The organism is Pseudomonas sp. 22072 (assembly GCF_052046095.1).
GTDB lineage: Bacteria > Pseudomonadota > Gammaproteobacteria > Pseudomonadales > Pseudomonadaceae > Aquipseudomonas > Aquipseudomonas paracarnis.
This window is the reverse complement of sequence record NZ_JBQEQE010000018.1, coordinates 111255-129093: the sequence shown is the minus strand read 5'-3', so window position 1 is coordinate 129093 and position 17839 is coordinate 111255. Positions and strand designations below refer to the sequence as shown.

Here is a 17839-nt window from a genome sequence, read left to right as displayed (position 1 = left end):
CAGTCACGGATGTACCCACTGACACACAGCTATCGCGGGCAAGCCCGCTCCCACATTGGCTATTGATGATCCATAGACTTTGCAAGCAAGCCTTTATGCCCAACCAAACCATCAAAACCCCTTGCGTCGGCCTGTGCTCCACCGTCTACGGTGACCTGGTCTGTCGGGGCTGCAAGCGCTATCACCACGAGGTGATCCAGTGGAATGGCTATAACGCCGAGGAAAAACAGGCGGTGTGGCTGCGTCTGGAACAACTGCTGGTGCAGGTAATGGCCAGCAAGCTGGAAGTGTTCGACCCGCACTGCCTGCGACAGCAGTTGGAAGCGCGCAAGATTCGTTTTATGCCGCACCAGTCGCCGTATTGCTGGGCATACCAGTTGATTGCACGGGGTGCACGGGTGATTTCCAGGCTGGATGCCTATGGTTTGACGCTGTTACCGGAGTTTCGTGAACGCCACCTGGCGGAGTTGCGCGATGCGATAGATCGAGAGTTCTTTTTGCTGTCCGAGGCACATTACGAACGCTATATCGCCCCGGCTTTCTTGAAAGAGTCATTCGGGCCGGCGCTGATTGCCACGCGCTGACCCAAATCGCAAACACTGCGGGAACGCGGTAAAGCGCTGGACCTGTGGCGAGGGAGCTTGCTCCCGTGACGGCCCTGACAGCCGACGATGATCCATCTCACGCTCCGCGATCCAAGGTAGATAAGCGTCGACCATCAGGCCGTCATCGCAGGCAAGCCAGTTCCCACAGTTGGATGCCGGGGCTTCAGGTATATATGGGTCGGCTGTCAGGCCGCCATCACAGGCAAGCCCGTTCCTTCCCAATTGTGTTTAAAATGCCGCCCGCCCGATGACTGACGCTTAACGATGAACCCAGACGCACTCGCTACCCTGCACGCCCACTTGCTCACTGTCCTGGCTGACGCGCCTGCGGAAACCCGGCGCCTGTTCCATGGCCGTGGCCGTTGCTGGCCAGGTCTGGAACAACTGACAGTGGACTGGCTGCAAGGGGTGGTGCTGGTTGCTTTGTTCAAAGAAACCGAGCACCTGGATGCCCTGAAGCACACGCTGTTGCAGATCGAGTGGAGCCGTTTCGGCGTGCACACCGTGGCCCTGCAACACCGCTACCTGCCGCAAAGCACCACCGAATGGCTGGTGGGCAACGCCATCGACGAACTGACCATCACCGAGGGCGGCCTGCGCTACCTGATCGACCTGGGTAAAAAACAGAACAGCGGGCTGTTTCTCGACATGCGTTACGGGCGCAACTGGGTGCGCGAACAAGCCCAGGGCCAGCGTGTGCTGAATTTGTTTGCCTATACCTGCGGTTTTTCCGTGGCCGCCATCGAAGGCGGCGCCGACCATGTGGTGAACCTGGACATGGCCCGTGGGGCCTTAAGCCGTGGCCGCGACAACCATCGCCTGAATGGGCACGACCTGAGCCGAGTGAGTTTCCTGGGCCACGACTTGTTCAAGTCCTGGGCCAAGGTGACGAACAACGGCCCTTACGACCTGGTGATCATCGACCCGCCCTCCTTCCAGAAAGGCAGTTTCCTGCTGACCAAGGATTACCAGCGCGTGCTGCGCCGCCTGCCAGACTTGCTCAGTGCCCACGGCACCGTGCTGGCATGCATGAACGATCCGGCCTTCGGCGAAGACTTCCTGATCGACGGCGTGACCCGCGAAGCACCGGGCCTGCGGTTTGTACAGCGGCTGGAAAACCCACCGGAATTTCCTGACATTGACCCACAGAGTGGGCTGAAGGCCCTGGTGTTCCGTCAGGGTTGATGCCGAAACATCCTACGCTTGCTACGCTAACGGATACGCCGGGCGGTGAACCTTATCCTCCCCTTCCCGGTCGATACCTGCATTCCCTGGCCAGACTCGACGGCGCTACGTTGTCGGCTGCCCCGTTTGACCTTTTGGAGAACCGCCCGTGATATCGACCCTGCATGTAGCCAGACTCAAAGCCTGGGGCGCCCACGGCTTTACCGCCACCGGTGTGGTACTGGCCTTTTTGGCCACCCTGGCGCTGCTGGAAAACTCCCCCAAGGCGTGCCTGCTGTGGCTGGGCCTGGCACTGGTGGTGGATGGCGTCGACGGCTCGCTGGCGCGACGGGTGAATGTCAGCACGGTGCTGCCCAGCTTTGACGGCTCGGTGCTGGACCTGGTGATCGACTACCTCACCTACGTGTTCATTCCTGCCCTGTTTATCTACCGCTACATCGACCTGCCCGATTTCACCCACCTGTTTGCGGTGTCGGTGATCCTGGTGTCGTCGCTGTTCTGCTTTTGCAACGTGAACATGAAGAGCAAGGACAACTACTTCGTCGGCTTCCCTGCCGCCTGGAACGTCGTTGCCCTGTGCGTCTATATCATCCAGCCGGATGCGTGGGTCACCTTGCTGACCGTGATCGGCCTGGCGCTGTTGACCGTCACGCCGATGAAGTTCCTGCACCCGTTCCGGGTCAAGCGCTTCATGCCGATCAACATCGCGGTGACCACCCTCTGGCTGCTGTGCAGCTTCCTGATGGTGGTGGATTACCCGAACACCAACCCTTGGACATTTGGCTTATGGTCGCTGATGTCGGCGTACTTCCTGGGTATCTGCATCTGGCGCACGGCCGTGGAATGGCTGGGCGCGCACAAATAACGCTCTAGAATGGGCCGTTGTCGTGGGGTACGACATCGGGGAACACCGCGGCTACCTGCCACTGTTCAGCGATCTTTGCATGCGCATCGATCCTGAACAGGTCCCAGAAGGTATGGGTTTGACCATTGATCCGTCCCTCTGACTGGACCGCCGCAAACTCACCTTCAGCCACCACTTTCCTGATCGCGACATACTCCTTGTCGCTCACCGCCAGCGCTTGCGCCAGGCAAGCGGCGCCATCGGCAATCTCCGTAATGTGCTGCGCCAATCCATGCTTGCTGAGGAACTCAGGCAGGCGCCGATGCTGCCTGTCGACCAGCACCGTCTGGATGAAGGCGGTTGCAGTGTTTTTGCTGTGCGCGGTCCTGTCCGCATGTTCGACTGTCGCCGGCCCGTCGAACTGGGTGCGGCCCGATGCCGAAATGCGCATGACGGGCACCGACGCATCCCAATGCTCTTGGATCTGATCATCCGCAACGCGGAACATGTCGATGCCGACAACGGCTTCGCCGCCGGTGAATACGCCGTTGAGCCAGTTGCGATGAATGCCGTGCAACACCACCAGATCGCCGTCGCTGAAGATCCGCACCAGCTCGTAGCTGTAGTCGTCTCGCAGGCTTGCCACTAACTGCTCAAGACCTTCTCGGCCGGTTTGCACATAGGGGCTGTGCTGTTTGTAGGTGGGGGCTACCCACTTCTGGATCACGGCCGGGTCCTTGGCGGTCATCAGTTCGGTCCACATCGTGGTTACCACATCTTTTGCGTTCATGTACCACCTCGTCTTTGCAATCAGCAATTGCCGCTGTCGCTACCTCGCGTCACCGTCAACGGGACGCGCCAGGCCAAAATCGAGCAGCGCAACGTACGGGTTCCAATGCTCGCGATAGGTTTTGATCTTGCCGCCTTCCAGCGTCACGATCGAAATGTAGTTCTGCTCGTAGAGCTTGCCCGAGCCCTTGATGGTGGCTGTGCCGGTGTATTCATACACGTAGGTATGCGGGGTCTTCAGCGTATGAATGGCCCAATTCTCTACCGGTCCGATATCGAGGTTTTCCATATAAGGCACGAGTGAGCTGAAGTAGCGTTTCATGGCTTCACTTCCACGGACCTCTTTGAAGAACAGGCCAAACTCGGTGGGCGCGAACGGAAATTCCCAACCGCCGTCCGGGGTGAAATAGGGAATCATCCGTGTCGGGTTTTCGGTCCAGCCGTTGACTGCATTGCAGACAAAGCGCGCCACTTCCAAGGCATCGTCGGGGCCTTTGTAGGTGTGTTTCATGGTCTATCTCCAGGGGGTCAGGTCATGCACGGGTGTGAATGGGATGGCTTCAGGTAATGGGGCGCAGTTCTCGCAGGAACAGCGACAGCGCCAGGCCGATCTCGGCCGGAGAGTCTTCCTGCAGGCTATGAATGCCCGGCACGCTGACCTCGCGTTGATTGGCCCAGGTGCGGGCATAGGCCAGCGCACGCCCGGTGAGCACCGCGCCTGGCTCCCCGACGATCAGCAGCTTGGGCAGTGCCTCGGTCGCCAACCATGCGCCAGACGCCTCGATGATCTTGACGACATTGGCCGGTTCACCCTCGATAGGCAGTTCGCGGGGCCAGGCGAGGGTCGGCCAGCGGTTTTCCCGGGTGGCGAAGGGTGCGCGGTAGGCGTCCATTTCCTCGACGCCCAGAGTGCGCAACGTGGTGCGAGGCAGAATCCCCTCGATGAAGAGGTTCTCCTCAAGGATCATCTGCTCGCCTGGTTCCGAGCGCAGGGCTTTGAAGAGGTCCTTGCCTGCGCCAGCGTAATCGTCCCAGCTTCCCGGAAACACCACACCTTCCATATACACCAGCGCCTGTACACGATCCCGGTTGCGGTTGGCCCAATGCGCCCCCAGCGCAGTGCCCCAGTCATCGGTAACCAACACAACGTTGGTCAACCCCATGGCCTCGAACCAGGCCTCGAGATAGCGGGCATGATCCTCGAAGCGATAGGCGCGAGTCGGCGACTTGCCCGAGAGCCCCATACCCACTAGGTCCGGCGCCAGGCATCTGCCGTGCGGCAGCGCGTGAGGAATGATATTGCGCCACAGATAGGACCACGTGGGGTTGCCGTGCAGGAAGACGATGGGCTCGCCTGCGCCGACGTCCACGTAGCTCATGTCGGTGTCGAGGACGGCAACTCGCTGGCGTGGATGCGGGTCGCCATATTGCGCAAGATTGTCGGCGGTAAGCAGAGGCATGTCGGCGGCTCCTTGAGTGCCAGTTGATTCGGTGAGTCATCAGCCTAACCAAACGACAATCATCCCAATAGATGCTATTTTTGAACCATCTGTTACCTGAAATCGGACAATAGAATGACCACCCAGGCTGTGCTGGAGGACCTCAACGATCTCTACTATTTCTCCATGGTCGCCGAGCACGGCGGGTTCTCGGCGGCGGGCCGAGTGCTAGGCATCCCCAAGTCGCGGCTCAGCGCACGCGTTGCGGCGCTCGAACAACGCCTGGGCGCCCGCCTGTTTCATCGAACCACACGCCATGTGTCTCTGACTGACCTCGGTGAGCGATTTTTCATCCATTGCCGCGCCTCGATCACTGAAGCGCTGGCGGCTCAGGAAGTCATCGACATGGCCAGCGCCGCGCCGCGCGGGCTGGTGCGCATCAGTTGCCCGGTGCTGGCGACCCAGATATTCCTGGCCCCTTACCTGCCGCCGTTCATGGCCCGTTACCCCCAGGTGCGCGTGCAGGTGCTTGCCACTGATCGCACGGTGGACCTGCAGGCGGAATCGGTGGACATTGCCGTGCGGCTGCGTCAGCCGGAGGATATGGACCCCGACCTGGTGGCCAAACCGCTGGGGATCAGCCGGCGCATCCTGGTTGCCAGCGCGGACTACCTCAAGCGCACAGGGCCGCTGTCTCATCCGGACGAGCTGGCACAACGGCCAACGCTCTACTACGAAGCGGCAGATGAGCCACAGCCGCAATGGCTACTGGTTGGCCCTGATGGTGCGCGCACCACCGCCAAGCTGCGGCCGACCTTGATGTGCAGGGAGCATGAAACGATCCTGAATGCGGCCATCCAGGGGTTGGGCATCGCGATGATGCCGGATGTTGCGTGCCTGCCCGCCCTGGCTCGACAGCAACTGGTGGTGGTGCTGCCAGAATGGAGTGCCCCCGAGCTGACACTGCACCTCGCGTATTCGGCGCGGCGCGGCATGCTGCCTTCGGTCAGGGCGCTGATTGACTTTCTGTCCGAGCATCTGCCACAGATTGTGATGCAGAACTCGGTTCGGTGAGGCTGGTGCCTACACAATACTTGTTAAGTACCAAATACCTTGTGGGGCTTGCCTGCGATAGCGGTGGTTCTGTTACGGACTCAGTGACTGACACTCCGCTGTCGCGAGCAAGCCCGCTCCCACAGGGGGACTGGGCCAGGCGCTGATTTTTGTGGGCCATACATGGCCAATGTGGGAGCTGGCTTGCCTGCGATAGCGGTGGTTCTGTTACGGATTCAGTGACTGACACTCCGCTATCGCGAGCAAGCCCGCTCCCACAGGGGGACTGGGCCAGGCGCTGATTTTTGTGGGCCATACATGGCCAATGTGGGAGCTGGCTTGCCTGCGATAGCGGTGGTTCTGTTACGGACTCAGTGACTGACACTCCGCTATCGCGGGCAAGCCCGCTCCCACATTTGCATCGCATAGACCCGCCACATCGCAGTAAGATGCAGCCTTTCTGCGGCCCTCCAACAATAAGCCCTGCCCATGCCCTTCGAACTCAGCGTTGACCTCACCACCCTGGCCATCCTGGCCGTTGTCGCCTTTATCGCCGGTTTTATCGACGCCATCGCCGGCGGTGGCGGTTTGTTGACCACGCCCGCCCTGCTCACCGCTGGTATGCCGCCGCACCTGGTGCTGGGCACCAACAAGCTCAGCTCCACCTTCGGCTCGGCCACCGCCAGTTTTACCTTCTACCGGCGCAAGCTGTTCCACCCACGCCAATGGGTGCACGCCATCGTCGGTACCTTGATCGGCGCACTGACCGGCGCGGTCGTCGCGCATTACTTGCCTGCCGAAACCCTGAACAAAATGCTCCCGGTGATCGTCTTCGCCTGCGGTGTGTACCTGCTGTTCGGTGGCACGCCCAAGGCGCCACTGGACGCGGAGGCACCGATCAAAAAGAAATGGCAAGCCACCCAGGGCTTTGGCCTGGGTTTCTACGACGGCGTGGCGGGGCCCGGCACGGGGGCGTTCTGGACGGTCAGCACGATGCTGCTGCACCCCATCGACCTGGTGAAGGCCAGCGGCGTGGCGCGCAGCATGAACTTCGTCAGCAACGCGGCGGCGCTGACGGTGTTTATCATCAATGGTTCGGTGGACTGGATTGTCGGCCTGGCGATGGGGGTATCGGTGATGTGTGGCGCGTTCTTTGGCGCACGCAGCGCGATCAGCGGCGGCGCCAAATTCATTCGCCCGGTGTTTATCACCGTGGTCCTGGGCCTGACCGTGCGTCTAGCCTGGCAGCACTGGTTCAGCGTGGCCTAAACGGCGGGCCACGTAGAGGTCGATGAGGTAACGCGCAATCGAGCGTGACGCCGGCAACGGCGGCAGCTCGTGGATATTGAACCACTGCGCGTCCTCGATCTCGTCGGCCTGGGGCACAATATCGCCACCGGCGTATTCGGCGTGAAAGCCCAGCATCATCGAGTGAGGGAACGGCCAGCATTGGCTGCCCATGTACTGGATGTTCTTGACCTCCAGCTGCACCTCTTCACGCACTTCACGGATCAGGCAGTCTTCGGCGGACTCACCCGGCTCGGCAAAACCGGCCAGGGTGCTGTAGACCCCGGTGACGAAACGCGGCGAACGCGCCAGCAGGATGTCATCGCCACGGGTCACCAGCACGATCATGCTCGGTGAGATCCGTGGGTAGCTGCGCAGGTCGCAGGCCTGGCAATACATCGCCCGCTCCCTCGGCACCTGTACCATCGCCTGGCCACAACTGCCACAAAAACGGTGTTCCCGCGCCCAGGTACCGATCTGCGCGGCGTAGCCCAGCACCTTGTACAGGGTGTGATCACCTTGCAGCATAAAGCCGCGCAAGCCCTGCCAACTGCACCCTGGCACATCAGCCGGCGAGTCGAGTTCCAACAGGTACACCGGCTCGCCGTCGAGGTGGCCGATGCCGTGTTCGGCAAACACCGGCAGGTCCTGGCGCTTGAGCCATTCGCGCGGGAACAGCGGGCCGTTGGTGTCGTGTAAGAAGCCTTCGCGGCTGCGGGCGACGGCCCAGCCGCCGGGGGCGTCGTTGTCCAGCAGCGTTGTGGTAATCCAGCCTGGGGTCATGTCAGTCAATCCACGAATTCGGGTTTCTGCTTACTCATATGGGCCGCAATGGCCACGCGCAGGTCGTTGGATTGCAACATAGCCGAGTTCCAGGTGGCAACGTATTCCAGGCCGTCATTGACTGTGTGGTCACGCATGTAGCTGATCATGGCCTTGGTGCCGGTCACGGCAATCGGCGACTTGGCGGCGATTTGATGGGCTAGGTCCATGACACCCGCCAGCAGGCTTTCATGATCGGCAAACACGCGATTGACCAGGCCGATGCTGCGCGCTTCTTCAGCGCCGAACTGACGGCCGGTGTAGGCCAGTTCACGCAGCATCCCGTCGCCAATAATGCGCGGCAGGCGTTGCAAGGTGCCGACGTCGGCGGCCATGCCGATGTCGATTTCCTTGATCGAGAATTGCGCGTCCTCGGCTGCATAGCGCATGTCGCACGCGCTGATCAGGTCGATGGCGCCGCCAATGCAGTAGCCCTGGATCGCCGCCAGCACGGGCTTGCGGCAAGTGTCCACGGCGTTGAACGAAGCTTGCAGCTCGAGAATCTTGCGGCGCAGCAGGCGCGCATTGCGACCCACGTCCTTGCCAAAATCATTGGCGATCGAGGCCAGCATCATCAGGTCGATGCCCGAGGAAAAATGCTTGCCCGCGCCGCTGAGCACCACGGCACGCACGGCGTCGGTCTCGTCGACCCATTGGAAGATGTCGATGATTTCGGTCCAGAACGCCGCGTTCATGGCGTTGATCTTTTCCGGGCGATTGATCTGCACATGGGCAACGTTGCCGCTGAGTTCGACAACGAAGGCTTGGTATTCGGACATGGCAGTGATCCCTGACTGGCGATTGAGAAAGGCCAGACTATATCAAGGGTGCGCCACGGCGCATCGGCCAAAAACGGGACTGACCACGGTGAGGGAAAAGACGCTGGATAAAACCCGATGCACAGGCCATCCTTTGCGCTTTAAGCCGCGCTGTGCGCGGCGCTCGACGTTTTAAGGAAATGCCATGCACGCCCAACCCCTCGCTCCCGCCGATTTCGAATTCATTGACGCCACCTTGCTCAAATACGGCGAAGACCACTCGGTGCTGAACATGGCCGAACTCGACGGTTATTTCACCGCCCTGGTTTCCAGCCCGGCCAAGGTGGATGTGGCCGAGTGGTTCCCGGCAATCTGGGGTGGGCAAAACCCTGAATGGGACAACATGGACGAGGCCCAGGCTTTTCTCGAGCTGTGTGTACGCCATATGAATACCCTGGCCGCACAATTGGCCACTGACTCCCAGGCATTCAAAGCCCGTTTCGATGAAACCGAACATCAAGACCAGGCGGTGACCCTTGCCGAGGAATGGTGCTTTGGTTATGTGCGCGGCGTGACAATCGCCAACTGGCCGCCATTGCCCGCTGTACAAGCCGGGCAACTGGAGCGGATTTCCTGCTGCGCCGAACAGGACAATTTCGAACTGCCGGCAGACCTGGATGTAAACGCCCATCAACTGCAGGTCAGCGAAATCGAACCGGCTGCACGGGCGCTGCATGACTACTGGTTGAGCCAGCGCTAAGGCAGTAGGAGCGAGCTAGCTCGCGAAAAACTTACAGGCGCCGCGTTCATTCAGGAAGCACGCTTATCGTTGACGTTTTTCGCGAGCAAGCTCGCTCCTACATTCGGGCCGCAGCGCATGCCAATAAAATACGCAGATCACCCACTCACTCGACAAGCATGGCGTGTTTGCCTGATGATTCGGGTCCGCACGTCGGCCACTCCACGCCACCTCGCCTTGACCAGGAGCCTTGTACCTTGAGTTCGCAGAAAACCGTGACCGTTACACCGCCCAACTTCCCCCTCACTGGCAAGGTCGCGCCCCCCGGCTCCAAATCCATTACCAACCGTGCGCTGTTGCTCGCGGCACTGGCCAAGGGCACCAGCCGTTTGAGCGGTGCGCTCAAAAGCGATGACACGCGCCATATGTCGGTAGCCCTGCGGCAGATGGGCGTCACCATCGACGAGCCGGACGACACCACCTTTGTCGTCACCAGCCAAGGCTCGCTGCAATTGCCGGCCCAGCCGTTGTTCCTCGGCAACGCCGGCACCGCCATGCGCTTTCTCACGGCTGCCGTCGCCACCGTGCAAGGCACCGTGGTACTGGACGGTGACGAGTACATGCAAAAACGCCCGATCGGCCCGCTGCTGGCCACCCTGGGCCAGAACGGCATCCAGGTCGACAGCCCCACCGGTTGCCCACCGGTAACGGTGCATGGCGCGGGCAAGGTCCAGGCCAGGCGTTTTGAGATTGACGGAGGCTTGTCCAGCCAGTACGTATCGGCCCTGCTGATGCTGGCGGCGTGCGGCGAAGCGCCGATTGAAGTGGCGCTGACCGGCAAGGACATCGGCGCCCGTGGCTATGTGGACCTGACCCTCGATTGCATGCGTGCGTTCGGGGCCCAGGTAGACATCGTGGACGACACCACCTGGCGCGTGGCCCCCACCGGCTATACCGCCCATGATTACCTGATCGAACCCGACGCTTCCGCCGCCACTTACCTGTGGGCCGCAGAAGTACTGACCGGTGGCCGTATCGATATTGGTGTAGCCGCGCAGGACTTCACCCAGCCCGACGCCAAGGCACAGGCCGTGATCGCGCAATTCCCGAACATGCAGGCCACGGTGGTGGGTTCACAAATGCAGGATGCGATCCCGACCCTGGCGGTGCTCGCCGCATTCAACAATACCCCGGTGCGCTTTACTGAACTGGCGAACCTGCGCGTCAAGGAATGTGACCGCGTGCAGGCGCTGCACGATGGCCTCAACGAAATTCGCCCGGGCCTGGCGACCATCGAGGGTGATGACTTGCTGGTTGCCAGCGACCCCGCTTTGGCTGGCACCGCCTGCACCGCACTGATCGACACCCACGCCGACCATCGCATCGCCATGTGCTTTGCCCTGGCCGGGCTGAAAGTCTCGGGCATTCGCATCCAAGACCCTGATTGCGTAGCCAAGACCTACCCTGACTACTGGAAAGCGCTGGCCAGCCTGGGCGTCCACTTGAGCTACTGACACACAAACCTGTAGGAGCGAGCTTGCTCGCGAAAAACGTTAACCAAAACGCGTGTTTGCTGAATGAATGCGGCGCCTGTGAGTTTTTCGCGAGCAAGCTCGCTCCTACAACTGAACCTTGCCGGGAGCGTCAATGACCCTTCGCCAACCCTGCCCACCCGGCGCCTGTGTCTGCAACCGTGAACAACTGCTGGAAGCTCCCGGCGCTGATCTGCGCATTCTGCAACTGACGCGACAGCAGGAAAAAATCCTGCTGGAGCGCCTGGAAAATCTCAAGAGCCTGCAAGACCTCGAACACCTGCAACAGCGGATGTACGACCAACTCGGCATCCGCGTACACATCACGCCCGGGCATACCGAGGTCAAGAGCATGCGCGGGATCCAGATCGTCATCCACGAACTGCCGGGCATGTGCCGCAAGACCCGCCAGTCGATCCCCGCCTCCATTCGCCGTGGCCTGGAGAAAAACCCAGAGATTGCCTACCGCTTGCTCGACGCCTACGACCTGTTTCGCGACGCTTGAATTATCCCGCGATGGCCTCACGCTCAAACAACCCCTGCCCCACGGTCCGGGCCTTGTGCAAATGCGCCTGGGCCGTGCCACTTTCCGAGTCCAACAACAACTCGGAAGTGACTACCCGCGCCCCGCAATAATCAAAGATGCCGTAGTCGATCTGGGTATTCATGGCCTTGGCATAACCGTGTCGATCGAAGGCGCTTTCGTCAGCCGCCCCCAGGGCCAGCACATGTACGTGCAAATGCCTGAGTTTCTTCTGCACCGGTGTATCGGGGCCGTAATCAATCGCCCAGCCATTGACGAATACGCGGTCGACCCAACCCTTGAGCAACGCCGGCATCGACCACCAGTAGATGGGGAACGCCAGCACCAGCGCGTCGGCGCGATCTATGCGGGCCTGTTCGGCCACCACGTCGGCTGGCGGCGTCGCCCGAGTACGGTGCACCCGATGGTCGGCGACGGTGTAGCGTGGATCGAACCCTTCAGCGGCAAGGTCGGCTATTTCAAAGGTGTGGCCAGAGGCGGTCAAGCCCGCGCCCACCTCGGCGGCCACACTGTGGGTGAGAGATTGCGGGTCGTGATGAGCAACTACGATCAGTGCGTGCATGACTCTAACTCCATTTCGGATTAATCTACTTTTAGTAAGTTACATCGAATAAGTTACTTTTGGTATATAAGCATGTCAAGCAGTGAATCCCCTGCCCCACGTCGTCGTTTGTCCCGTGAAGATCGCCTGCGCCAGTTACTCGACGTCGCCTGGCAATTGGTGCGTGACGAAGGCACCGACGCCCTGACCCTGGGCCGCCTCGCCGAGCTGGCGGGCGTCACCAAACCAGTGGTTTACGACCACTTCGCTACACGCGCAGGGTTACTGGCCGCGCTGTATGCAGACTTCGACGCGCGCCAGGACCAGGTGTTTGCCGATGCCATCGCCACCAGCAAGGCGACTCTTGAGGACCGCGCGTGGGTTATCGCGTCGTCGTATGTCGATTGTGTGTTGTTGCAAGGTCGGGAAATCCCCGGGGTGATTGCCGCCTTGAGCGGTTCGCCGGAGTTGGAAGCGTCCAAGCGCGAATACGAGGCGATCTTTCTCGATAAATGCCGAGACGCGCTGTCGCCCTTCACCCACGGCGGCAGTATTTCCCAGGCCGGGTTGCGCGCCATGCTCGGCGCAGCGGAAGCCCTGTCCCATGCGGCGGCCAATGGCGAGATCAGCCGCGAGGAAGCTCAGCAGGAACTGCTGGAGACTATCCTCGCGATGGTCATGCGCGTCAGGCCGTAGGCAGACGGCCCTGGACGAACAGTTGCGCCTTGCGCGTCAACTGGTCCAGGTGCCGATCACGCTGTTTCTCTGCGTCGACCATGGCGCGCTTGCCGTGTTTTTGCAGCAGGTAGGTGTGGATCTGCCGCACTTCCAGCGAGCTGTAGATTGAAGCCACATCCAACACGCCCATCAGCCCATCGGTGCCGTAGTTGCGGGTGTTCATCACGACCTGGGTGCCACGCGCACCGCGTACCTGGAAACCCATGGCTTCGAACAACGCAACCTTCTCTACCGCACAGGCCAGTTCGGCGTGGGGATAACGCGCCAACACTTCGTCCATCATGCTGCGTGCCACACCCTGGCGACGAAAGCCCGCCTGCACCGCCATAAACGCGATGCCACACGCGTGCGGATCATCCTTCACCGGCAGATACAGGCAAAAACCCACCACCGTCTCGTCTTCCATCGCCACGACCAACTCGACGGCGATGCCCTTTTCGCCATTCAACGCCTCAAGGTACAGGTGCACCTCAAACCCGATGGCGTACTGGTAGATGCTGTAGAGCAGATTGCTCGGTGCCAGCGCTACGCTGCTGATATCGGTGAGGTTGTCCACCACCATCTGCAGGATCTGGCTGTTGACCGGTTCGGGGCACGGCGTGGTGTAGCGGGTAAGACTGAACATGCAAATTCCTGGGGTTTCGCGTCAAGGCAGCGGCGATTGTACCTGTTGCGCGCCGATCATGGCCCGCACACCTCGCGCAAACATGCGCGCAGCCAGCGATGGGCCAGGTCGGCGTCCTGCCGCGGGTGCCACAGCATCGCCACGGTAAATGGCGGCAATGTCACCGGCAGCTCAAAGCAGTACAAGCCTCGAGGCGGCACGGTGATATAGCGCTCAGGCACGCTGGCGATCAGGTCGGTATCACGCGCTAGGGCGATGGCCGTGTTGAAACCGGCGACCACGATGCCGACCTGCCGAACCAGACCTTGCGCCTCAAGGGCCTCGTCGATCTGGCCACGGTCCTGCCCACGCCGCGACACGTAGACATGTTGTCCCTGGGCGAAACGCGCTGCGCTAAGAGGGCCGCGGCTCAGAGCATGGCCCTCGCGCACCACGCCCACCAGGCGGTCACGGAACAGCGCCTGGGTCAGCACCTCCGGGCTGGCGCCGGCATCGACCACACCGGTTTCCAGGTCGACGACACCGTCGCGCAGCAACGTACTGTGCTTGTCGCTCTTGTGCACGAAACGCAATCGCACCCCAGGGGCGTCCTGGGCGATACGCGCCAGCAAGGCGGGGCCGAAGCGTTCGACGAACTCCTCGCTAGTGCGCAGGGTGAAGGTGCGCACCACCTCACCCAAGTCCAGGGTGTTTGCCGGGCGCAATACCGCATGGGCGTCCTGCACCAATTGGCTGACCTGTTCACGCAATCGCAACGCCCGGGGCGTCGGTACCAGGCCGCGCCCGGCACGTACCAGCAGCGGATCGCCAGTGGCTGCACGCAAACGCGCCAGGGCCCGGCTCATGGCCGAAGGGCTCAGGCGCAGGCGCTGGGCCGCGCGAGCGACGCTGCCTTCGGCAAGCAACACGTCCAGGGTGATGAGTAAATTGAGGTCGGGCATGGGGACTCCTTATCAGGCGTTGGACGCAGCTATAACCTGCAACCCCTGCGTCTTCCGCCATCTTAGGCGACGCCGTAGATTTGCGACAGGTGCATTCACTCAAGGAAACACGCATGCAAACCTCCACACGCGGCGGCCTGGTGGCCTTGTCGCTGTCCATGTTGCTGGCCGCCCTGGGCACCAGCATCGCGAATGTCGGCCTGCCCAGCCTGGCGCACGCCTTCGGGGCATCGTTTCAGGCCGTGCAGTGGGTGGTGCTCGCCTACCTGCTGGCCATCACCGCCGTGATTGTCAGCGCCGGGCGCCTGGGCGACCGTCTGGGGCGCCGGCGCTTGCTGCTGGCCGGGTTGCTGGTGTTTGCCCTGGCCTGCGCCGGGTGTGCCGCCGCGCCAACCCTGTCCTGGCTGATCGGCGCACGGGCATTCCAGGGCCTGGGCGCGGCGATCATGATGGCGATGACCCTGGGCATGGTCGGTGACACCGTCACGAAAGCGAATACCGGCCGAGTCATGGGCCTGCTCGGCACTATGTCGGCACTCGGCACGGCCATGGGGCCGAGTGTCGGCGGAGTATTGCTCAGCCTGTGGAGCTGGCGCGCGCTGTTTCTGATCGGCCTGCCCTTGGCGGGTGTGGCTGCCGCCCTCGCCTACCGTTATTTGCCGGCGGATGCTAACGCCCGCGAAGCTTCGCCAGGCGATACACTCTGGGCGCCCCTGCGCGATGCGCCGTTGCGCGCCGGCCTGGTCATGAGTGTTCTGGTGTCGGCGGTGATCATGGCCACGTTTGTGGTGGGCCCGTTCTACCTGTCCCGTGGCCTGGGCCTCGATCCCGCCTGGATGGGCTTGGCCATGGCCGTCGGGCCAACGGTCGCGGCGGTTACCGGTGTACCGGCGGGTTACCTGACCGATCGCCTCGGCAGCCAACGCCTGACCTTCGTGGGATTGAGCGTGATGCTGTGCGGGGCCCTGTTGCTGTCGCAGGCGTCCGGGCTTGGTGTTTATCTCGCGGCGCTGATCGTGTTGACAGCCGGCTACAGCCTGTTCCAGGCGGCCAACAACACGGCGGTAATGAGCGATATACAGGCGACACGCCGAGGCACAGTGTCCGGCCTGCTGAATCTGTCGCGCAACCTGGGCCTGATTTTCGGCGCCTCAGCCCTCGGCGCGGTGTTCGCCCGCGCCACCCCGGATGTCAGCCATGCCGCGCCCCAGGCGGTGGAAGTCGGCTTGCACGCCACCTTCGCCATGGCGGTAGGTTTGCTGTTACTGGCTGTGCTGATCGCCTGGAGACGCGCACATTCCCTGGCCAGCGCGAAGCAGACAAACGTTGACAAGCTAAAATCGTAACGACTATTGTCTGACAACCTGATCACCAAGGTTTTCCCATGCTTGAGCTCCAGCGCCCCGATTCGCTTGTCGTACGGGTTGTCAGCGCCATTCGCGCAGAAATCGAATCCGGCCAACTGGCCCCGGAGTCGCGCCTGCCGACCGAACAGCAACTGGCCGAACAACTCAACGTCAGCCGCTCCGTGGTGCGTGAAGCCATTGCCCAGCTCAAGGCCGACGGTGTGCTCACCGCCCGCCGTGGCCTGGGCTCGTTTATTTCGCAGACCCCTGCAGGCACGGTGTTTCGGTTTCCACAGCCCAATGGTCGGCGACCTGACCTGGCGCAAATGTTCGAAGTGCGCTTGTGGATCGAAACCCAGGCCGCTTCGATTGCCGCCCAGCGCCGCGACACCGCCGACCTGCAGCGCATGAAAAGCGCGTTGCAGGCCATGCAGGACAACCGCGACGACTTTGAAGCCGCAGCCCTGGCCGATGTGGAATTCCACCGTGCCATTGCCGACGCCAGCAAGAATGACTACTTCGTGGCCTTCCATGACTTCCTCAGGAGCCAGTTGGCCAGTGCGCGTAAAACCGCGTGGGAAAACTCGGCCTCGCGCTTTGCCACCGGTTCGGCCGACGCGACCCTGGAACATCAACAGCTCTACCAGGCCATTGCCGACGGCGACGCCCAGCGCGCCGCTGCCAGTGCCGAGGCGCACCTGCGTGCCGCGGCGCGACGCCTGCAACTGGAATTACCCACCACGAATTGATCCACCTTGTTTGCAGCGTGTCCGTGGACACGCCATTTTTTTAACAAAAACATTAGTCTGACAACCTGATAAGCAGACTGAAATGTACAGCCTAGGTACCCAGCAATGATTCATGACTTTTGCATTATCGGCGGCGGCATTGTCGGCCTGGCCACCGCCATGGAGCTGCTCAAGCGCCAACCCGGCGCGTCGCTGGTGATCCTGGAAAAAGAGTCGGTACTGGCCAGGCACCAGACCGGCCACAACAGCGGCGTGATCCATGCCGGCATCTACTACGCACCCGGCAGCCTCAAGGCCGATTTGTGCAAGCGCGGCGCCGAAGCCACCAAGCAGTTCTGCCGCGAACACGGGATCAAATTCGAGGTGTGCGGCAAGCTGCTGGTGGCCTCAAGCCCGCTGGAAATGCAACGCATGGAAGCGCTGTACGCCCGTGCCCAGCTCAATGGCATGCAGGTGGAGCGTTTGAATGCCGAACAACTGCGCCAGCGTGAACCGAACATCGTCGGCCTCGGCGGCTTGTTTCTCGATGCCACCGGGATTGTGGATTACCGCCAGGTGTGCGAGACCATGGCCCAGGTGATTCGTCGCAACGGTGGGCAGATCTGCCTGGAACGCACCGTCACTGCCATCCACGAAAACACCGATACGGTCACCGTCAACACCGAGGGCGAGACCTGGCAGGCCCGCCACCTGGTGGTGTGCGCCGGCTTGCAGTCGGACCGCCTGGCCCGGCTGGCCGGCATCCGCATCGACCATCAGATCATCCCGTTTCGGGGCGAGTACTTCCGCCTGCCCGCCGCCAAGAACAACATCGTCAACCATCTGATCTACCCGATCCCTGACCCGGAGCTGCCCTTCCTCGGCGTGCACCTGACCCGCATGATCGACGGCAGCGTCACCGTCGGCCCGAATGCCGTGCTGGGCCTGGGCCGCGAGAACTACCGCAAGTTTTCGGTGAACTGGCGCGACGTGGCGCAGTACGCCAGCTTCCCGGGTTTCTGGAAAACCCTCTGGCAAAACCTCGGTTCGGGCACCACCGAGATGAAGAACTCCTTGTTCAAGTCCGGCTACCTGGAGCAGTGCCGCAAGTACTGTCCGTCCCTGACCCTCGATGACCTGCTGCCCTACGAGGCCGGTATCCGTGCCCAGGCAGTGATGCGCGACGGCAGCCTGGTGCACGACTTTCTGTTCGCCCAAACCTCACGAATGCTGCATGTGTGCAATGCGCCCTCGCCGGCCGCCACCTCGGCCATGCCCATCGGCGCGATGATCGCCGACCGCCTGTTCCACCCCCAGTAACAC

The 17839-nt window shown here is 61.7% G+C and carries 20 protein-coding genes; 12 read left to right on the top strand and 8 right to left on the bottom strand.

The genetic code is table 11. The annotated features are described in order from the left end of the window. Positions 1 to 95 precede the first annotated feature (95 nt). The 3 genes from ACTJLA_RS19095 to pcsA all read left to right on the top strand — a co-directional run bounded on the left by ACTJLA_RS19095 (position 96) and on the right by pcsA (position 2655). Positions 96 to 584: a DUF1289 domain-containing protein gene (locus ACTJLA_RS19095; protein WP_440841878.1), complete on the top strand. Its 489-nt coding sequence runs from the start codon at positions 96 to 98 to the stop codon at positions 582 to 584. Positions 585 to 869: 285 nt separating this feature from the next. Continuing rightward, the gene (locus ACTJLA_RS19090; protein ID WP_440841877.1) at positions 870 to 1790 is read left to right on the top strand and encodes a class I SAM-dependent methyltransferase; all 921 of its coding nucleotides are present in this window, start codon (positions 870 to 872) and stop codon (positions 1788 to 1790) included. A gap of 148 nt (positions 1791 to 1938) precedes the next feature. Then, positions 1939 to 2655: a phosphatidylcholine synthase gene (gene pcsA / locus ACTJLA_RS19085; protein ID WP_440841875.1), complete on the top strand. Its 717-nt coding sequence runs from the start codon at positions 1939 to 1941 to the stop codon at positions 2653 to 2655. A 4-nt stretch (positions 2656 to 2659) separates the two neighbouring features. Here the strand turns inward: pcsA and ACTJLA_RS19080 are convergent, their stop codons facing one another. The 3 genes from ACTJLA_RS19080 to ACTJLA_RS19070 are packed head-to-tail and all read right to left on the bottom strand — an operon-like array spanning position 2660 to position 4883. Beyond that, positions 2660 to 3424 carry a nuclear transport factor 2 family protein gene (locus ACTJLA_RS19080; protein ID WP_198791641.1) on the bottom strand — a complete coding sequence of 255 codons (765 nt, stop codon included), beginning with the start codon at positions 3422 to 3424 and terminating at the stop codon, positions 2660 to 2662. Between the two features lie 39 nt (positions 3425 to 3463). Continuing rightward, positions 3464 to 3934, bottom strand: coding sequence for a nuclear transport factor 2 family protein (locus ACTJLA_RS19075; protein WP_054895947.1), 471 nt, complete (start codon positions 3932 to 3934; stop codon positions 3464 to 3466). A gap of 49 nt (positions 3935 to 3983) precedes the next feature. Beyond that, positions 3984 to 4883, bottom strand: coding sequence for a haloalkane dehalogenase (locus ACTJLA_RS19070; RefSeq protein WP_054895948.1), 900 nt, complete (start codon positions 4881 to 4883; stop codon positions 3984 to 3986). A 114-nt stretch (positions 4884 to 4997) separates the two neighbouring features. On the opposite strand from ACTJLA_RS19070, the gene ACTJLA_RS19065 reads away from it, so the two are divergent. Further along, positions 4998 to 5936, top strand: coding sequence for a LysR substrate-binding domain-containing protein (locus ACTJLA_RS19065; RefSeq protein ID WP_440841872.1), 939 nt, complete (start codon positions 4998 to 5000; stop codon positions 5934 to 5936). Positions 5937 to 6404: 468 nt separating this feature from the next. Further along, positions 6405 to 7184, top strand: a complete 780-nt coding sequence (locus ACTJLA_RS19060; RefSeq protein WP_003191011.1) for a TSUP family transporter — start codon at positions 6405 to 6407, stop codon at positions 7182 to 7184. Here ACTJLA_RS19060 and nudC read toward each other — a convergent pair. After that, entirely contained in the window at positions 7152 to 7985 is an 834-nt protein-coding gene (nudC, locus tag ACTJLA_RS19055) for an NAD(+) diphosphatase (RefSeq protein ID WP_034127621.1), read from the bottom strand. The two genes, ACTJLA_RS19060 and nudC, sit on opposite strands and share 33 nt — an antisense overlap. A 5-nt stretch (positions 7986 to 7990) precedes the next feature. After that, positions 7991 to 8803 (bottom strand): crotonase/enoyl-CoA hydratase family protein, encoded by an 813-nt coding sequence (locus ACTJLA_RS19050; RefSeq protein ID WP_034127622.1) that lies wholly within the window; start codon positions 8801 to 8803, stop codon positions 7991 to 7993. A gap of 184 nt (positions 8804 to 8987) precedes the next feature. Between ACTJLA_RS19050 and ACTJLA_RS19045 the strand changes: the two genes are divergently transcribed. The 3 genes from ACTJLA_RS19045 to ACTJLA_RS19035 all read left to right on the top strand — a co-directional run bounded on the left by ACTJLA_RS19045 (position 8988) and on the right by ACTJLA_RS19035 (position 11558). Beyond that, entirely contained in the window at positions 8988 to 9542 is a 555-nt protein-coding gene (locus tag ACTJLA_RS19045) for a UPF0149 family protein (RefSeq protein WP_313043304.1), read from the top strand. Between the two features lie 236 nt (positions 9543 to 9778). Further along, entirely contained in the window at positions 9779 to 11035 is a 1257-nt protein-coding gene (locus tag ACTJLA_RS19040) for a 3-phosphoshikimate 1-carboxyvinyltransferase (RefSeq protein ID WP_034127624.1), read from the top strand. 133 nt (positions 11036 to 11168) lie between these two features. Continuing rightward, positions 11169 to 11558, top strand: a complete 390-nt coding sequence (locus ACTJLA_RS19035) for a hypothetical protein (RefSeq protein WP_440841870.1) — start codon at positions 11169 to 11171, stop codon at positions 11556 to 11558. A 1-nt stretch (position 11559) separates the two neighbouring features. Here the strand turns inward: ACTJLA_RS19035 and ACTJLA_RS19030 are convergent, their stop codons facing one another. Further along, entirely contained in the window at positions 11560 to 12159 is a 600-nt protein-coding gene (locus tag ACTJLA_RS19030) for an NAD(P)H-dependent oxidoreductase (protein ID WP_440841868.1), read from the bottom strand. Positions 12160 to 12231: 72 nt separating this feature from the next. Here ACTJLA_RS19030 and ACTJLA_RS19025 point away from each other — a divergent pair, with 72 nt between their 5' ends. Further along, complete coding sequence (locus tag ACTJLA_RS19025; protein ID WP_054898697.1) at positions 12232 to 12834, top strand: TetR/AcrR family transcriptional regulator; 603 nt, start codon at positions 12232 to 12234, stop codon at positions 12832 to 12834. Here the strand turns inward: ACTJLA_RS19025 and ACTJLA_RS19020 are convergent. Further along, on the bottom strand, positions 12824 to 13501 hold the full coding sequence (locus ACTJLA_RS19020; protein ID WP_440841867.1) for a GNAT family N-acetyltransferase: 678 nt from the start codon (positions 13499 to 13501) through the stop codon (positions 12824 to 12826). The genes ACTJLA_RS19025 and ACTJLA_RS19020 overlap by 11 nt on opposite strands. A 56-nt stretch (positions 13502 to 13557) precedes the next feature. Next, complete coding sequence (locus tag ACTJLA_RS19015) at positions 13558 to 14442, bottom strand: LysR family transcriptional regulator (protein ID WP_072447880.1); 885 nt, start codon at positions 14440 to 14442, stop codon at positions 13558 to 13560. A 113-nt stretch (positions 14443 to 14555) separates the two neighbouring features. Between ACTJLA_RS19015 and ACTJLA_RS19010 the strand changes: the two genes are divergently transcribed. The 3 genes from ACTJLA_RS19010 to lhgO all read left to right on the top strand — a co-directional run bounded on the left by ACTJLA_RS19010 (position 14556) and on the right by lhgO (position 17836). After that, positions 14556 to 15788 carry an MFS transporter gene (locus ACTJLA_RS19010; RefSeq protein WP_054921404.1) on the top strand — a complete coding sequence of 411 codons (1233 nt, stop codon included), beginning with the start codon at positions 14556 to 14558 and terminating at the stop codon, positions 15786 to 15788. A 38-nt stretch (positions 15789 to 15826) separates the two neighbouring features. Next, a complete protein-coding gene (locus ACTJLA_RS19005) occupies positions 15827 to 16537 on the top strand; it encodes a FadR/GntR family transcriptional regulator (RefSeq protein WP_054898701.1) in 711 nt (236 codons plus the stop codon). A 105-nt stretch (positions 16538 to 16642) separates the two neighbouring features. After that, a complete protein-coding gene (gene lhgO, locus ACTJLA_RS19000) occupies positions 16643 to 17836 on the top strand; it encodes an L-2-hydroxyglutarate oxidase (protein ID WP_054898702.1) in 1194 nt (397 codons plus the stop codon). The last annotated feature ends 3 nt before the right edge of the window (positions 17837 to 17839 follow it).

What these genes read in the sequence shown, in the direction of transcription:
- ACTJLA_RS19095 (WP_440841878.1), top strand. Translation starts at nt 96, where the DNA reads ATGCCCAACCAAACCATCAAAACCCCTTGCGTCGGCCTGTGCTCCACC.
- ACTJLA_RS19090 (WP_440841877.1), top strand. Translation starts at nt 870, where the DNA reads ATGAACCCAGACGCACTCGCTACCCTGCACGCCCACTTGCTCACTGTC.
- ACTJLA_RS19080 (WP_198791641.1), bottom strand. Translation starts at nt 3,424, where the DNA reads ATGAACGCAAAAGATGTGGTAACCACGATGTGGACCGAACTGATGACC.
- ACTJLA_RS19075 (WP_054895947.1), bottom strand. Translation starts at nt 3,934, where the DNA reads ATGAAACACACCTACAAAGGCCCCGACGATGCCTTGGAAGTGGCGCGC.
- ACTJLA_RS19070 (WP_054895948.1), bottom strand. Translation starts at nt 4,883, where the DNA reads ATGCCTCTGCTTACCGCCGACAATCTTGCGCAATATGGCGACCCGCAT.
- ACTJLA_RS19065 (WP_440841872.1), top strand. Translation starts at nt 4,998, where the DNA reads ATGACCACCCAGGCTGTGCTGGAGGACCTCAACGATCTCTACTATTTC.
- ACTJLA_RS19060 (WP_003191011.1), top strand. Translation starts at nt 6,405, where the DNA reads ATGCCCTTCGAACTCAGCGTTGACCTCACCACCCTGGCCATCCTGGCC.
- nudC (WP_034127621.1), bottom strand. Translation starts at nt 7,985, where the DNA reads ATGACCCCAGGCTGGATTACCACAACGCTGCTGGACAACGACGCCCCC.
- ACTJLA_RS19050 (WP_034127622.1), bottom strand. Translation starts at nt 8,803, where the DNA reads ATGTCCGAATACCAAGCCTTCGTTGTCGAACTCAGCGGCAACGTTGCC.
- ACTJLA_RS19045 (WP_313043304.1), top strand. Translation starts at nt 8,988, where the DNA reads ATGCACGCCCAACCCCTCGCTCCCGCCGATTTCGAATTCATTGACGCC.
- ACTJLA_RS19035 (WP_440841870.1), top strand. Translation starts at nt 11,169, where the DNA reads ATGACCCTTCGCCAACCCTGCCCACCCGGCGCCTGTGTCTGCAACCGT.
- ACTJLA_RS19030 (WP_440841868.1), bottom strand. Translation starts at nt 12,159, where the DNA reads ATGCACGCACTGATCGTAGTTGCTCATCACGACCCGCAATCTCTCACC.
- ACTJLA_RS19025 (WP_054898697.1), top strand. Translation starts at nt 12,232, where the DNA reads ATGTCAAGCAGTGAATCCCCTGCCCCACGTCGTCGTTTGTCCCGTGAA.
- ACTJLA_RS19020 (WP_440841867.1), bottom strand. Translation starts at nt 13,501, where the DNA reads ATGTTCAGTCTTACCCGCTACACCACGCCGTGCCCCGAACCGGTCAAC.
- ACTJLA_RS19015 (WP_072447880.1), bottom strand. Translation starts at nt 14,442, where the DNA reads ATGCCCGACCTCAATTTACTCATCACCCTGGACGTGTTGCTTGCCGAA.
- ACTJLA_RS19010 (WP_054921404.1), top strand. Translation starts at nt 14,556, where the DNA reads ATGCAAACCTCCACACGCGGCGGCCTGGTGGCCTTGTCGCTGTCCATG.
- ACTJLA_RS19005 (WP_054898701.1), top strand. Translation starts at nt 15,827, where the DNA reads ATGCTTGAGCTCCAGCGCCCCGATTCGCTTGTCGTACGGGTTGTCAGC.
- lhgO (WP_054898702.1), top strand. Translation starts at nt 16,643, where the DNA reads ATGATTCATGACTTTTGCATTATCGGCGGCGGCATTGTCGGCCTGGCC.